At 50.0% G+C, this 15388-nt stretch carries 14 protein-coding genes; 6 read left to right on the plus strand and 8 right to left on the minus strand.

Annotated features, from left to right (window positions below; all coding sequences use genetic code 11):
• Positions 1–9: 9 nt before the first annotated feature.
• Both FH968_RS08685 and FH968_RS08690 read left to right on the plus strand, forming a co-directional pair.
• On the plus strand, positions 10–810 hold the full coding sequence (locus FH968_RS08685) for a PTS sugar transporter subunit IIC (RefSeq protein WP_139878744.1): 801 nt from the start codon (positions 10–12) through the stop codon (positions 808–810).
• Positions 810–1628 carry a PTS system mannose/fructose/sorbose family transporter subunit IID gene (locus FH968_RS08690; protein ID WP_139878745.1) on the plus strand — a complete coding sequence of 273 codons (819 nt, stop codon included), beginning with the start codon at positions 810–812 and terminating at the stop codon, positions 1626–1628. Before FH968_RS08685 ends, FH968_RS08690 begins: the two co-directional genes overlap by 1 nt.
• 91 nt (positions 1629–1719) lie before the next feature.
• Here the strand turns inward: FH968_RS08690 and FH968_RS08695 are convergent, their stop codons facing one another.
• The 5 genes from FH968_RS08695 to FH968_RS08715 form a co-directional block, all read right to left on the minus strand.
• Entirely contained in the window at positions 1720–3987 is a 2268-nt protein-coding gene (locus FH968_RS08695; RefSeq protein ID WP_223271304.1) for a YgiQ family radical SAM protein, read from the minus strand.
• A gap of 259 nt (positions 3988–4246) precedes the next feature.
• Positions 4247–5659, minus strand: coding sequence for a cell division protein FtsP (ftsP, locus tag FH968_RS08700; protein WP_139878746.1), 1413 nt, complete (start codon positions 5657–5659; stop codon positions 4247–4249).
• Positions 5660–5777: 118 nt separating this feature from the next.
• Positions 5778–6533: a 1-acylglycerol-3-phosphate O-acyltransferase gene (locus FH968_RS08705; protein WP_139878747.1), complete on the minus strand. Its 756-nt coding sequence runs from the start codon at positions 6531–6533 to the stop codon at positions 5778–5780.
• 91 nt (positions 6534–6624) lie between these two features.
• Positions 6625–8895: a DNA topoisomerase IV subunit A gene (parC, locus tag FH968_RS08710; protein ID WP_139878748.1), complete on the minus strand. Its 2271-nt coding sequence runs from the start codon at positions 8893–8895 to the stop codon at positions 6625–6627.
• A 160-nt stretch (positions 8896–9055) separates the two neighbouring features.
• Complete coding sequence (locus FH968_RS08715) at positions 9056–9457, minus strand: YgiW/YdeI family stress tolerance OB fold protein (RefSeq protein WP_139878749.1); 402 nt, start codon at positions 9455–9457, stop codon at positions 9056–9058.
• Positions 9458–9654: 197 nt separating this feature from the next.
• Between FH968_RS08715 and qseB the strand changes: the two genes are divergently transcribed.
• The 4 genes from qseB to FH968_RS08735 all read left to right on the plus strand — a co-directional run bounded on the left by qseB (position 9655) and on the right by FH968_RS08735 (position 12717).
• Entirely contained in the window at positions 9655–10314 is a 660-nt protein-coding gene (qseB, locus tag FH968_RS08720) for a quorum sensing response regulator transcription factor QseB (protein WP_139878750.1), read from the plus strand.
• On the plus strand, positions 10311–11666 hold the full coding sequence (gene qseC / locus FH968_RS08725; RefSeq protein ID WP_189389037.1) for a quorum sensing histidine kinase QseC: 1356 nt from the start codon (positions 10311–10313) through the stop codon (positions 11664–11666). The genes qseB and qseC overlap by 4 nt, the downstream gene beginning before the upstream one ends.
• A 121-nt stretch (positions 11667–11787) precedes the next feature.
• On the plus strand, positions 11788–12369 hold the full coding sequence (locus tag FH968_RS08730; RefSeq protein WP_139878751.1) for an NAD(P)H-dependent oxidoreductase: 582 nt from the start codon (positions 11788–11790) through the stop codon (positions 12367–12369).
• Positions 12370–12399: 30 nt separating this feature from the next.
• The gene (locus tag FH968_RS08735) at positions 12400–12717 is read left to right on the plus strand and encodes a putative quinol monooxygenase (protein WP_139878752.1); all 318 of its coding nucleotides are present in this window, start codon (positions 12400–12402) and stop codon (positions 12715–12717) included.
• Between the two features lie 101 nt (positions 12718–12818).
• Here FH968_RS08735 and FH968_RS08740 read toward each other — a convergent pair whose 3' ends face one another.
• The 3 genes from FH968_RS08740 to nanQ form a co-directional block, all read right to left on the minus strand.
• On the minus strand, positions 12819–13709 hold the full coding sequence (locus FH968_RS08740) for a dihydrodipicolinate synthase family protein (protein ID WP_139878753.1): 891 nt from the start codon (positions 13707–13709) through the stop codon (positions 12819–12821).
• A 158-nt stretch (positions 13710–13867) separates the two neighbouring features.
• Complete coding sequence (locus FH968_RS08745; RefSeq protein ID WP_139878754.1) at positions 13868–14749, minus strand: MurR/RpiR family transcriptional regulator; 882 nt, start codon at positions 14747–14749, stop codon at positions 13868–13870.
• Between the two features lie 165 nt (positions 14750–14914).
• Positions 14915–15379, minus strand: a complete 465-nt coding sequence (gene nanQ, locus FH968_RS08750) for an N-acetylneuraminate anomerase (RefSeq protein WP_139878755.1) — start codon at positions 15377–15379, stop codon at positions 14915–14917.
• Positions 15380–15388 lie beyond the last annotated feature (9 nt).

Raw genomic sequence — 15388 nt, forward strand, 5'->3', positions numbered from 1 at the left:
GAGTCCATTATGGCTTTCGAAGCAGCTTTAATCGGCATTCTGTGTTACCTCGGTGCGTTAAGCAGCCCTTGGCTGCTGGGGCTAACCGGCGGCTGGTATCTGATTACCCGCCCACTGGTTTCAGGGATGCTGGTAGGATTTATTCTCGGCGATGTGCAAACCGGGATTATCATTGGCGTGGCGGTTCAGGCCGTGTATATCGCGATGGTAACCCCCGGTGGTTCGATGCCTGCGGATCTTAACTTTGTTGCCTTCCCGGCTATCGCACTCGGTATTCTTTCCAATAAAGGCCCGGAAGTGGCCGTGGCATTGGCTGCAACAATCGGTATTGCAGGTACCGTGTTATTCAACGCCATGATGGTACTGAACTCCTGGTGGAACCACCGCGCGGATTTGGCGCTTGAGAAAGGCGACGAGCGCGGCGTATACCTCAACAGCGCTATTTGGCCGCAAGCTACCAATTTCGTGATGCGTTTTGTGCCAACGTTCATTGCGGTCTATTTCGGCGCGCAATACATCAATACTTTTATGGATAGCCTGCCGCACATCGTTCTGTCGACGATGAACGTGCTCGGCGGCATTCTGCCCGCTGTCGGTATTGCTATTCTGCTTAAGCAAATCATCAAAAACTACAGCATGTTGATCTACTTCCTGGTGGGGTTTATCTGCATCGTTTTCCTGAAACTGAACATGGTGGCGCTGGTGATCGTCGGGGCGCTGCTGGCGTTAATTCACTACAACTATAAACCCGAGCCGCAGGCTGAACGTGCAGCCTCCTCAACCACCACTGATGATGAGGATGAATTCTGATGGAAGAACGTAAACTCACTCGCCAGGATCTGCGCCGTTGCTGGCGCAGCTGGATGATGTACAACCTCTCCTCCATGAGCTTTGAACGTCTCGAATCTTTCGGTTTTTGTTTGAGCATGTTGCCGGTGGCGAAAAAGCTTTATCCCGACGAACAAGAGCGCAAAGAAATGCTCAAGCGCCATGCCTCGTTTTACAACACCGAGCCACAGCTTGGCGCGATTGTGAATGGGATGGTGCTGGGTCTTGAAGAGAAGCGAGCGAACGGTGAACCGATAGACGGCGAAACCATAAACACCCTGAAAGTGGGGCTGATGGGGCCAGTGGCAGGTATTGGTGATTCCATGATTCCGGGGATGCTGATACCAATCCTGCTCAGTATCGGCATGGCGCTTGCAGCAGGCGGCAATATCCTCGGGCCACTTTTCTACTGCGTAGCATGGCTTGCGATTATCATTCCTGGATCATGGTTCTTGTTCCTGAAGGGTTATCGCATGGGATCGACATCGGTTGAGATGTTGGTCAGCAGTAAATCGACGCGTTTGCGTGAAGCGTTGTCGTTACTGGGTGTGTTTGTGATGGGTGGCGTTGCGGCAAGTTACGTGAAACTGGGCACCGGGCTTGAGTTTGTCACCAAAGATGGCGTGAACATTCATGTGCAGCAAATGCTAGACGGGATCTTCCCGAATCTACTACCGCTGTTAGTGGTGATTGGCACGTGGTATTTGATGGCTAAACGTGGCGTTTCGCCGGTGAAAGCGATGTTGCTGTTACTGGTTCTGGCAGCGGCGGGTGTAGCGGTTGGGTTGTTTGCAGGCTGAATAATGCGCCCTCTCCTTCTAGAGGGCGAAAACCGTACCTAAAACCCTCTTCTGGGGGAGAGGGTTAGGGTGAGGGCGCACTTACCGCAAATTAAGCAGGTCTCTTCTTAGCTGTGCCAGCAGGTTTTCCGGCTCCAATCGGCGCCACCTTCGCTACAGCAGCAGATTTCCCGGCAACTTTTGGCGTAGGCTTCGGACCAGCAACAGGTTTGGTGCCAGTTGCTGGTGTTGCACGGCGCTGATGCGTCATTGGTGTATGCTTTGTCAGAGCCGGGCGTGCGCCACGGTTGTAACGACGCGCTTCACGCATTTCTTCAATTGTTGGTGAAGGCACCAGGCACTCGCGACGGCCACCAATCAGGTGCTTTTTACCCATCGCTTCCAGCGCTTCACGAATCAACGGCCAGTTAGCAGGATCGTGATAACGCAATAGCGCTTTATGCAAGCGGCGCTGGCGGTCACCTTTCGGCACCACAACGTCTTCACTTTTGTAGCTAATCTTACCCAGCGGGTTCTTGCCGGTGTAATACATGGTCGTAGAGTTCGCGAGCGGTGACGGATAGAAGTTTTGCACCTGATCCAAACGGAAGCGGTTTTTCTTCAGCCACAGCGCCAGATTCACCATATCTTCATCACGCGTACCAGGGTGTGCGGAGATAAAGTAAGGGATCAGATACTGCTCTTTACCGGCCTGTTTAGAGTAGGTATCAAACAGCTCTTTGAAGCGCTGATAGCTGCCCATTCCCGGCTTCATCATCTTAGACAGCGGCCCTTCTTCGGTGTGTTCCGGGGCAATCTTCAGATAACCACCGACGTGGTGCGTCGCCAGCTCTTTGATGTAACGCGGGTCTTCCACAGCAATGTCATAACGCACACCGGAAGCAATAAGGATCTTCTTGATGCCTTTCAGTTCGCGCGCACGACGGTATAAGTTAATCGTCGGCTCATGGTTAGTATCCATGTGCGGGCAAATGTCCGGGTAGACACAAGACAAACGGCGACAGGTTTGTTCTGCACGCGGTGACTTACAACGCAGCATGTACATGTTAGCCGTTGGGCCACCAAGATCCGAAACCACACCGGTAAAACCTGGAACGGTATCGCGCATGGCTTCGATTTCGCTGATTATCGAGTCTTCAGAACGGCTCTGAATAATGCGCCCTTCGTGCTCGGTAATAGAACAGAACGAGCAACCACCGAAACAGCCACGCATGATGTTTACCGAGAAGCGAATCATCTCATAAGCCGGGATGCGTGCCTTGCCATAGGCAGGGTGTGGAACACGCTTGTAAGGCAGAGCAAACACGCTGTCCATCTCTTCGGTAGACAGTGGGATAGCAGGCGGGTTGATCCAGATATAGCGATCGCCGTGTTTTTGCATCAATGCACGAGCACAACCTGGGTTGGTTTCGTGGTGCAAAATACGTGAAGCATGCGCGTACAGAACTTTGTCGTTTTTTACTTTTTCGAACGACGGCAGCAACACATAGGTTTTTTCCCACGGTTTCATCGGAGCAGGTTTCACCACGATAGCTTTCGCTTCGTCTACTGGCTGCTGCGGTTTACCGGTTTCTGCACACGGTAAATCTTCACCGTATGGATGTGGAATCGGGTCGATACGACCAGGCATATCCAGACGCGTAGAATCCACGCCAGACCAGCCCGGCATCGCTTCTTTACGCATCATTGCGGTGTTACGCACATCGCTGATTTCATCGATCGGTTCACCAGATGCCAGGCGATGAGCCACTTCCACAAGCGGACGTTCACCGTTGCCGAAAATCAGCATGTCGGCCTTGGCATCCACAAGTATTGAGCGACGAACGGTATCAGACCAGTAATCGTAATGCGCGGTACGGCGCAGACTCGCTTCAATGCCACCCAAAATGACTGGCACATCGCGCCAGGCTTCTTTACAGCGTTGGGTGTACGCAAGAGATGCACGGTCAGGGCGTTTGCCCGCTACGTTATCCGGCGTGTACGCATCGTCATGACGCAGTTTACGGTCAGCCGTGTAGCGGTTGATCATGGAGTCCATGTTGCCTGCAGTCACACCGAAAAACAGGTTCGGTTTGCCAAGGCGCATGAAGTCATCTTTCGTGTTCCAGTCCGGTTGGGCAATGATACCCACGCGGAAGCCCTGAGCTTCCAGCATACGGCCACAGATAGCCATACCAAAACTCGGATGGTCAACGTAGGCATCTCCGGTAACCAGAATGATGTCACAGCTGTCCCAGCCTAACTCGTCCATTTCCTTACGTGACATGGGTAAAAATGGTGCCGGGCCAAAACAGGCTGCCCAGTATTGTGGCCACGAAAAGAGTTCGCGATCGGGCTGGATCAAGCTAATAGAGCTCATAATGCTTCCGAAAAAATGAATAAAAATGATTTAAAAATAACCAAAGCCGGCGATTATACGCTGGTATGGGGGAAAAAATGAAGGGTTATTACAATGTTAAATTTATACGCCCTTTTATGACAAAAGGGCTATATACCCAAAATAATTCGAATTGCAGGAAGGCGGTGACGCAGTAAATCCCCAGGAGCTTACACAAGTAAGTGACTGGGGTGAGCGAGGAAAGCCAACGCACATGCAATTTGAAATATGAAGGGTAAAATTATGGTGCGGGTTGTACCAACAATTGCCCAATGGAACCACGGTCTGCCATTTCCAGCGTCTGGCTGGTATAGAGGAAGGGGAAATGCTCCCAGGAAGGTTGGCCGAAATAGACCAGTAACTCAACCTGCCCATCGACCCAAACCGTGTCTTTCCAGCCTCTGTCTTCACCAAACGGGGATGCGCCGTTAACGTTTTTAATCAGGAAACTCACACCTTCGATATGGAAAGATTGCGGCATATCGGAACGCACCGTCCAACGCTCCCAGGTGCCTTGCTGAGTCTGAATATCAATACGTTTCATGTCCCAGAGCTGACCGTTAATGCCAGGATCATCGCCAAGCGTAATTTCACGACTACGTGCCGGATTACCATTGATAATCTCGTCCGGTAACAGGCGCATTGGCAGCGTATCAGTCACCAGCGGTAACAGCCCTGTTGCACGCAACGTTAAGACTAGCGTAGAGACCAGAATGCTCGACGGCTCAAAGAAGCCGCGAATACGATCCATAATGCCTGCAGCTTCACCGCAGGTGATCGACACTTCTTTCCCATCGCTCATATCAACCAGAATTTCGCGACGCTCACCCGGGGCCAGTGAAAGTTGCTTCACGGAAACCGGAGCTGGGAGAAAACCCTGATCGCTGGATATCACAGCCATCGCACGACCATCGCTCATTTGCAGTAAATAGCGCCGTGAGTTCGAGGCGTTCAGTAAACGCAAACGCACCCAGCCGCGAGAGACCTCAACATATGGCCCCTGCACACCATTCACCAAAAGCGTATCACCCACAAATCCGCCGCTACCCGGTTCGACATATTCAGGCGCACCGAAGTTATCGAGGCGTTTATCCTGGATGATTACCGGGAAATCATCGACACCATAATGGTTCGGGATCGGGAGTGACTTGCTGACTTCATCTTCAATCAGCCACATACCTGCCAGGCCATTGTAGACCTGCTTTGCAGTACGATTAGGAGTGTTAGCGTGATACCAAAGTGTTGCCGCCTGCTGGCGAATTGGCAGAACTGGAGCCCAGTCTACGTTTGGCGACATCATACGCGCAGCACCGCCCATAAGGGGGCCTGGGACTTGTAAACCAGCAATCGTCATAGCGATATTTTCTTGTAGACGATTACTGTAAATCATCTTCACGTCATCGCCGCTCCATACGCGGATGGTCGGCCCGAGATAACGTCCGTTCAAACCCCAAACCGGAGCCTTAGCACCGCCGGTAAATGACCAGTGTGCCCGCTGTAACGTAAGGAACAAAGGCTGGCCACGACGAGACTCCAGTAAAGGAGGAACGGGTAAAGGTTGCTGCTGCCCTGCCGCGTTTGCCCTCAGTGGCACCGAGCCTGCACAAAGTGCGACTCCTGATGCCTGTATAAACTGACGCCGACTGAGTGACATAATTACTCCATGGAAAACTGACTAACGTGGGGCGGCACAAATAACCGTCATACTTCAAGTTGTGGGGGTGTTGGCTGCAACTCGAATTATTTAAGGTATACCGCCAAAATAAAGGCGATCAGCTCGCCTGATTTTTTTCAATTCGACCGGATGCTTCACGCTCCGCGACTTCTTTATCCAGCTCGTCGATTTTTGCCATCATAATTTCGCGGCAATCAGTGGCGAGTTTGCGCACCTGATCTTTACCGTAATGGCTGATATCAATCGGTGGCAACATTTCAACAATCACTAAACCGTTATTCCAGCGATTCAGTTTAATTTTATTACTGGTATTAGAAACACACACCGGAATAATTGGAACACCCGCTGCAATTGCGGCATGGAATGCGCCGGTTTTAAATGGCAGCAGGCCACGGCCACGGCTGCGCGTTCCTTCCGGGAACATCCAGACTGAAACATTGCGCTTTTTGATTTGAGCAACGACCTGGGAAATGGTGCTAAGGGCTTTCGCGCGATTATCGCGGTCGATAAGCATATTCCCGGTTAGCCAATAGATTTGGCCAAAAAATGGAATCCACAGCAGGCTTTTTTTCCCAACAGTAACTGTCGGTGGCTGCACAATACTCGCCGCCGTCACCATGTCGAAATTATTCTGGTGGTTACAGATATAAATCGCCGTCGGATGATTTTCAGCACCTGCCGGTAAACGGGTTTCTACTTTTAAACCAAAGACCGGAGCCATACGACCAAAAAGATGGCCAAACGTCGCAACATGGCGCGGGTTACGTGGGCTGAACAGGCAATAAATGCAGCCAAAAATGCACACCAGCAGGCAATAAATTATAACGATTATAAAACGTACAATGGATAGCATAACAACCTCAAAAACCAAAACCGCTGACAAGTATGACTTGCTTTAGCGTAAAACACACCGTTCTGGCGGCATTACCGCCGCCAGATTTCGATTACTCTTCGCTGTCACCCGCGCTGGCACGAAGTGGTGAATCCACTTCAACACGATCAATACGTTGTAGGCCACGCATCAATGTGCCGCGACGACCGCGCTCACCCGTTATTTTCTGAAGCTCTTCAGGACGGAGTTTAATTTTACGTTTGCCGACGTGCAAAGTGACGGTGCTTTGTGGTGGTAACACAAACAGATGTGCCAGTTTGTCTTCACCTTTTGCCGCTTCCGCAGAAGGAATAGAGATAATTTTATTCCCCTTCCCTTTTGAAAGCTGCGGCAAATCACCCACTGGGAACATCAACATGCGGCCGGCAGCGGTTATAGCCAGTAGCATGTCATCAACACTTGAGATCTCCATCGGCGGCATCACTTTCGCGTTTTCCGGCAATGAGATAAGCGTTTTACCCGCACGGTTACGCGCGACTAAATCGTTAAAGGTACAAACGAAACCGTAACCTGCGTCAGATGCCATCAGCAGTTTCTGGTCATCTGGCGCCATTAAAACGTGCTCAACAACTGCACCCGGCGGTGGCGTCAGTTTACCGGTCAACGGCTCACCTTGACCACGCGCAGAAGGCAGCGTAATTGGGTCAAGTGCGTAACTGCGTCCGGTGGAGTCGATAAATGCGACAGGCTGATTGCTCTTACCTTTAGCGCAACCCAGGAAACTGTCGCCCGCTTTGTAGTTAAGTCCTTGCGCATCGATATCATGGCCTTTGGCGCTACGCACCCAGCCCATTTGCGATAGCACAATGGTAACCGGCTCAGATGGAGTCATATCATGCTCGCTCATGGCTTTCGCTTCGCCACGTTCACGCAGAGGTGAACGACGATCGTCGCCATAAGCATCGGAGTCAGCCTGCAACTCTTTCTTCAACAAGGTATTCATTTTGCGTTCGGACGCCAGAATGCCCTGCAATTGGTCACGTTCTTTTTCCAGCTCACCTTGCTCGCCGCGAATCTTCACTTCTTCGAGTTTCGCGAGATGGCGCAATTTCAGCTCGAGGATAGACTCAGCCTGGGTTTCGCTTAATTCGAAGCGCGACATCAGCACCGGCTTCGGCTCATCCTCGGTACGAATGATATGAATCACTTCGTCGATATTGAGGAACGCCACCAGCAAACCTTCGAGGATATGCAGACGTTTGAGTACTTTTTCGAGACGATAGCTCAGGCGACGGCGTACCGTTTCACGACGATAAACCAGCCATTCAGTCAGGATTTCCAGCAGATTTTTCACTGATGGGCGGTGGTCCAGGCCGATCATATTGAGGTTCACACGGTAACTTTTCTCAAGATCGGTGGTGGCAAACAGGTGGTTCATGACCTGTTCTACGTCGATACGATTAGAACGTGGAACAATCACCAGACGCGTCGGGTTTTCGTGGTTCGACTCATCGCGCAAATCCTCAACCATCGGCAGCTTTTTAGCGCGCATTTGGTTAGCTATTTGCTCAAGAACACGCGCACCAGAAACCTGATGCGGCAACGCAGTAATGACCACATCGCCATCTTCTTTTTTCCACACTGCGCGCATGCGCACAGATCCACGGCCGTTCTGGTAGATTTTACGAATCTCATCACGCGGGGTGATGATTTCAGCTTCCGTTGGATAGTCCGGCCCCTGAACAATATCAAGCAGTTCATCGAGCGTGGTTTTCGGATGGTCAATTAAGGTGATGGCCGCTTTCGCCACTTCCCGCAAGTTATGCGGCGGAATGTCGGTTGCCATACCCACGGCAATGCCGGTAGTACCGTTGAGCAAAATATTCGGCAAACGCGCAGGCAGCATTTTCGGCTCCTGCATGGTGCCGTCAAAGTTAGGCACGTAATCAACCGTCCCTTGCCCTAACTCACCCAGCAAGACTTCCGCATATTTCGACAGGCGCGATTCGGTATAACGCATCGCGGCGAAGGATTTCGGATCATCCGGCGCACCCCAGTTCCCCTGCCCATCAACCAGCGGGTAACGATAAGAGAATGGCTGCGCCATCAACACCATGGCTTCATAGCAGGCGCTGTCGCCGTGCGGATGATATTTACCCAGCACATCACCCACCGTACGGGCTGATTTTTTGAATTTAGCGCTGGCGCTTAATCCCAACTCCGACATCGCATAGACGATACGGCGTTGTACGGGCTTTAAACCATCGCCAATGAACGGCAGTGCGCGGTCCATAATGACGTACATGGAATAGTTGAGATACGCATTTTCCGTGAATTCGTGCAGCGCAAGGCGTTCTGCACCATCATGAGTTAAATCACTCATTAATTATTCATCCTCAAACTGACGAGCCGAATGTGGCCACAAACGGCGTAATTGCCGCCGATAGTACCTTATCTGACAGTCGTAGTCACAGAGGAGTGAGTATCTTTAGGAAAGTGAAGAAGGAAGAAATGAGCCGCTATTTGCGGCTCATTTTGGGGAGTTATTTTACTTTAGTAATTTGTTTTACATCGATTTCAGCAGAGTTCCAGTCTTTGTCGACTTTCCCTTGAATTTCGACGGTATCTTGCGGAGTAATGGTCTGCCCATTCCAACGTTTTTGGTCAATTTCCACATTGATGGTGCCTGAAGCGTCACGGAAGATGTAGTTATCACCACCAATACGTTGCTCAATTTTACCGCGCAAGGTCACATAGGTATTATCAGATAAAGATTTCGCCTGTGCCGCAGTGGTGTTGCTACCGCTTGGGCCAACAAAACCACCCGTGGTTTGCGTGGTTTGTGCAGCTGGCGCATTAGGATCCGAGAATCCACCTTGTTGTGCAGCGATTGCAGGTGCTGCGGTAATAGCGAGAATAGTCAGAATAGCGGCTATTTTTTTCATTGTTAATTTTCCCTATATGAATGAATGTTTTCTGTGTGCTATTTAACGCTGTAGATCTTAACGCGATCTTAATTTTTCCGGACAAATACGATTTTTTTAATAAATTGCGGCCATCTCCGAAGCATCGTGTTTTTCCTCTGTACACGCCGAATCAAACGTTATTAACTTCCGATAAATGGACATTAAAGGGCAGCACCATGCGCGTATTACTCATTGAAGACGATAAGCTCATTGGTGACGGACTAAAAGCTGGGCTGACTAAAATGGGCTTTACCGTCGACTGGTTTACCGATGGCCTTCAAGGCCAGTCGGCGCTGAGCATGGCACCCTATGACGCGGCGGTACTGGATTTAAGCCTGCCGGGAATCGACGGGCTGGATATCCTAAAAACCTGGCGTCGTAGTGGCCGTACCGAACCGGTATTGATTCTAACCGCGCGTGACACACTTGAACAACGAGTGGAAGGATTACAGCTCGGTGCCGATGACTACTTATGTAAACCTTTTGCGTTAATAGAAGTTGCCACTCGGCTTCAGGTTTTAATTCGCCGTAACCATGGGCAGGTTCAATCGACCCTCAAACACGCAGGGGTCGAACTTGATCCAATTAAATTAACGGTCACCCTAAGCGGCGAACCGTTGCAGTTAACACCCAAAGAATTTGCCTTGCTGGAATTATTTATGCGTAACGCAGGACGCGTATTACCGCGCACGCTTATTGAAGAGAAGCTCTATAACTGGGATAACGATATTTCCAGAAATGCTCTGGAAGTTCATATCCACCATTTACGTCGAAAACTCGGCAGCGGGTTTATTCGCACGGTGCACGGTATTGGCTATACGTTGGGTGAAGAATGATCAAAACGCTACCCCAAAGTTTACGCGCCAGGCTTATTGCTGGGTTTATTTTACTGACGCTCGCAGCATGGATTGGCGCAAGCATCGCCGCCTGGCATCAAACCAGTAAAAGTCTCAACAAACTATTTGATACCCAACAAGTGCTGTTTGCCAAACGCCTGAGTGCGTTAGAGCTTGATGGCGTGCAAAGTGGTACACAGTTGCCGCGAACCAAAAGCCTGATCTCGCATTATCGCGGTAAACAAGATGACGACACTCTGGCCTTCGCTATTTACAGCAACCAAGGGCAATTGCTGCTCAACGATGGCGATAACGGCACGCACCTGACTTACCGCTATCAGCGCGACGGATTTGTGGATGGCAAAGTGATGGGCGATGACGATTTGTGGCGGATGGTGTGGGTTACCACGCCAGATGGAAAATACCGCATCGTTGTCGGCCAGGAATGGGAGTACCGTGAGGATTTGGCGCTGGATATTGTTTTGTCGCAGCTCACACCATGGTTGGTCACCCTACCGCTAATTCTGCTGATGCTAGTGTGGTTAGTCAGCCGTGCGCTCGCACCACTCCATAAACTGGCGTATCAATTACGCAACCGCAAACCTGACGACACAAGTGAACTACCGACACAAACGTTACCGCAAGAAGTGCGCCCATTGGTGGTTGCGCTTAACCAGCTATTCACCCGAACCGGGGAATTTATGCAGCGTGAGCGGCGTTTTACCTCTGATGCAGCGCACGAATTACGCAGCCCGCTTGCTGCGTTAAAAATACAAGCTGAAGTCGCACAACTGGCGCAAAACGACGAACCAGTACAAAATCATGCACTCAATAACCTAAGTGTCGGAATCGATCGTGCGACACGCCTGGTTGATCAGCTACTGACTATATCGCGCCTGGATACTTTAGCGGGTCTGGACGATGTGCAAGAGGTGGCCTTCCAACCATTACTGCAAAATGCAGTGATGGATATCTACCACGAGGCACAGCGCGAAGGTATTGATATTCGACTAGATATCCAGGACACGAGTGTTAAACGCCAGGGGCAACCGTTATTGCTGAGTTTAATGGTCAGAAACGTGCTGGATAATGCCGTGCGTTACAGTCCTCGCGGCAGCGTGGTGGATGTCGTTTTGCAAAGCCACGAAATAACGATTACCGATAACGGCCCCGGAGTCAGCCCAGAGTTTTTAACTTCACTTGGGGAGCGCTTCTTCCGCCCGCCTGGGCAGGAAAAAACCGGCAGTGGTCTGGGGTTATCCATTGTTCGGCGCATTGCCACTTTGCACGGTATGCAGACGCTATTTTTGAACACCACCAGCGGGGGATTCCAGGTGCGGATACGCTGGTAAAAACACACTCTATCATCGGATTATTGCGTTTTTAGCAAAAGTCTTTACCCGTTTGCGGCATTTTACTGTGACACACATCACGTTAAACTCCGTTTCAAACGCAATGATTCGAGGACTAACGATGAGCAACATCTTGATTATTAACGGTGCGAAAAAATTCGCCCATTCTAACGGCCAACTTAACGACACCCTGACTGACGTCGCGGAAAGCTTTTTGCGAGACCTCGGGCATGATGTTCAGGTCACTCGTACCGACAGCGAGTACGACGTAAAAGAAGAAGTCGAAAAATATCTGTGGGCCGATACTGTCATTTATCAAATGCCGGGCTGGTGGATGGGTGCACCGTGGACCATGAAAAAATACATTGATGATGTGTTCACTGAAGGCCATGGTTCACTGTATGCCAGCGATGGCCGTACCCGTTCTGACGCTGAGAAAAAATACGGTTCCGGCGGTCTTATCCAGGGTAAAACCTATATGCTTTCTCTGACCTGGAATGCTCCGCTGCAAGCTTTTGAGGACAAAGAGCAGTTCTTCCACGGCGTGGGGGTTGACGGTGTTTATCTGGCTTTCCACAAAGCCAACCAGTTCCTGGGTATGGAAGGTCTGCCGACGTTTATCGCAAATGATGTGATGAAAGTACCTGATGTTCCGCGTTTTATCGCAGAATACCGCGAGCATCTCGGCAAAATTTTTGCTTAACTGTTGGTCTGCTTACTAAAGGAGTTAGCCATGCTGACCGTAATTGCTGAAATTCGTACTCGTCCAGGTGCCCATCACCGCCAGGCGGTTTTAGACGCCTTCGCAAAAATTATTCCTACCGTGCTGCAAGAAGAAGGCTGCCATGGTTATGCGCCTCTGATCGATCATAACGCGCAAGTCGCATTCCAGACAGCCTCTCCTGATTCCGTATTTATGCTGGAAAAATGGGAGAGCGTTGCTCACCTGGAAGCTCATCTGCAAACGCAGCATATGAAAGATCACAGTGCTGCGGTAAAAGACGATGTGCTGGATATTCATATCCATATTCTGGAAGAAGCAATTAAGTAATTTGCTCGACCCAAAAATAAAGGGAGCGGTGTTTGCACCGGCTCCCTTTTTTATTCGAACCAATCTGAGTCAAATATATTTGTTGTTAGAATGCAGTGCGGCTACAGGAAATCCGCCTTGCGGAAAGCCTGCAATGCATCTTGTTTTTGCAGTTCAGTCATTGGGCGCAGCGGACGACGTGGATCACCTACATCAATTCCGTGAAGTTTCATAGCAACTTTCCCGGCCGCAACCCCACCGTATTGCACCAGAACGCGGATGATAGCGATAACTTTATCCATACACGCCGCTACATCTTGTTGGTCACCTCGGTTAAAACTATCAATCAGACGGTGATACAACGGAGCCGCGTAGTTGTAAGTACTACCAACTGCACCAACCGCACCACATGCCAGCCCTGCAGGCAAAAACTCATCCACACCAAACGGAATATCGAACTGACCGTTGTTAACGCGCACACAGCGTTGATATTCATACATATCGCTGGAGTTAAATTTCATACCAGTGAGGTTAGGAATACGGTCCGCAGCAACCTGAAGGAATTGCTCCATATCGAGATTCACACCAGACATGCCGGAATGGTAATAGTAAAAACCTTTAGATGGTGCAGCAGCAGCGTTGATGCGGCAGTATTCCACCAAGTCTTCAATGTTGCCCGGTTTGAAGAAGCATGGGCCAATCACTGAGGTAGCAAAGATATCCAAAGTTTCGGCGTGTCGGCTAAGTTCAAGGGAGTCGGCGATGCTAAGAGCACCAGTATGCAAGGTGATACTCAGTTTACCTGCGCTTGCGCTAACCCAACGTTCTGCAACTTTTTTACGTTCTTCAACCGAGCAATGAATGCCTTCGCCGGTCGTACCCAGAACATATGCCCCTTTAACACCTTGTTTGATCAGGTGTTCTGCAATTTGATCAATTACAGGATAATTGACACTTCCATCAGCGGTAAACGGTGTATGTGGCGCGGCGATTAAGCCAGTTAACTTTTCCATGCAAGCCTCTTCGGAGTTTTACTTCTAATTAATTTCACTAATGAAGTTTAACTCTATATTAAGGCGACAAACGGAGCGTTGCAACCACGTTCACATGGCTAAAAAGGCGTAATACGTTGAACTGTGATCAATGCCGCTATACCCAAAATAATTCGAGATTATTTAGCGATATTAAGTGCGTCCATAGTGCGTAATTTACTTTCGCGGGCTTGTTCTGGTGCGGCTTGTACCAGTAGCGTGTAGAGCAAATCCAGCACAAAGAGCTGTGCCGTTTTAGTCCCAATCGAATCGCCTTGTAGCATACCCTGCCGGTTGCCGTTAATCAGACTAAAGTCCGCGACTTCACTAAGTGGGGAACCCAGATTGTGGGTAAGAGCGACCGTTGTGGCACCCGCTTCTTTGGCAAGATTAAGTGCATGGACAGTTTCAGGAGAAGTACCGGTGTGGCTGATAGCAATGGCAACATCGCCCGCTTTTAATAACGTAGCCTGCATATACATAAAGTGATTATTGGTGACAGCGTCGACTCGCAAGCCAATACGCATCAGTTTATGTTTCATATCCTCGGCTGTAATTCCGGAGGAACCCACACCGAAGATATACACCGAATTGCTGTTTCGCAACGCGTTAACCACCTGAGTAACTTGCTCCATATCCAGCAAGTTCAGGGTTTCAGACAACACGTTGTTGATGGTGCTTTGCAGTTTTAAGCCGATGGTGTGCGCATCGTCCAGCTCACTGATTTCTGCATCCAACAACGGGCTGTTGTTATCCGAATCCGTCGTGGCTAACTCAATGGCCAAATCCATTTTAAAGTCCTGAAAACCTTTATAGCCCAGGGTGCGGCAGAAACGAATGACGGTAGCTTCGCCAGCCTGCGTTTCACGCGACAGTTCGGCAATAGATAGTTGAGTCACCTGTTGCGGAGAGGTCAAAATATAGTGTGCGATACGCTGTGCAACACGCGTCAGGCTATTTTGCATGGCACCCAGTGTGTCGAGGATTTTACCAGGTTTGAGGCGTAGGGCTTGAGGCTCCATAAATTTCCTGCTCTTTAGCGCGAAGGGTGGCGAAACGCCTGCAATAGTACATTGAAGTATGACGTTAAAAAAAGCGCGATGTAAGCATAGGGGGTATGCCTACATCGCGTCGTCAAAGAAAAACAGCTTTATTACTAAATATTATTGTGACGTTAAAACGCTAATTCACAGACAGCGGTAATGCACCTTGATCACCACCTTACTGATAGTTTGCGATGTTTCACTGATACAGCCTGGTTTGTGTGGTTCCCCTGGGAGGAATATCGCGAACATCTCCGGTTGCATATGCAATGTTTGGCACGGCGATACAACATCACAAAGCAGATAGTCATCGTCTTCATGGTAAATATCTGGCTCGACTGCAGCACCTTTCGGGCCAAAATCGATACGTTCCTCACCACGCAGTAGCACTTGAACATCCAGATATTCGCGGTGTTGCTCATAGCGTTTGCTTTGAGGTTCGGTGGTATCAAACGTCATGACATTCATAAAGATGTCGTCACCGTCTATTTCATGTCGCCCCGCACTTAAGGTTTCGGGATGAAGTGCCAGCGCCTGTTTTATGATGGCAAGCAACTGGGGTGCAATGCCGGTCTGTGCGTTGAGTTCTGAAATTCGTCCTAAAATCATGATGTCACC

Source organism: Buttiauxella sp. B2, assembly GCF_006376615.1.
In the GTDB taxonomy this organism is placed as follows: Bacteria; Pseudomonadota; Gammaproteobacteria; order Enterobacterales; family Enterobacteriaceae; genus Buttiauxella.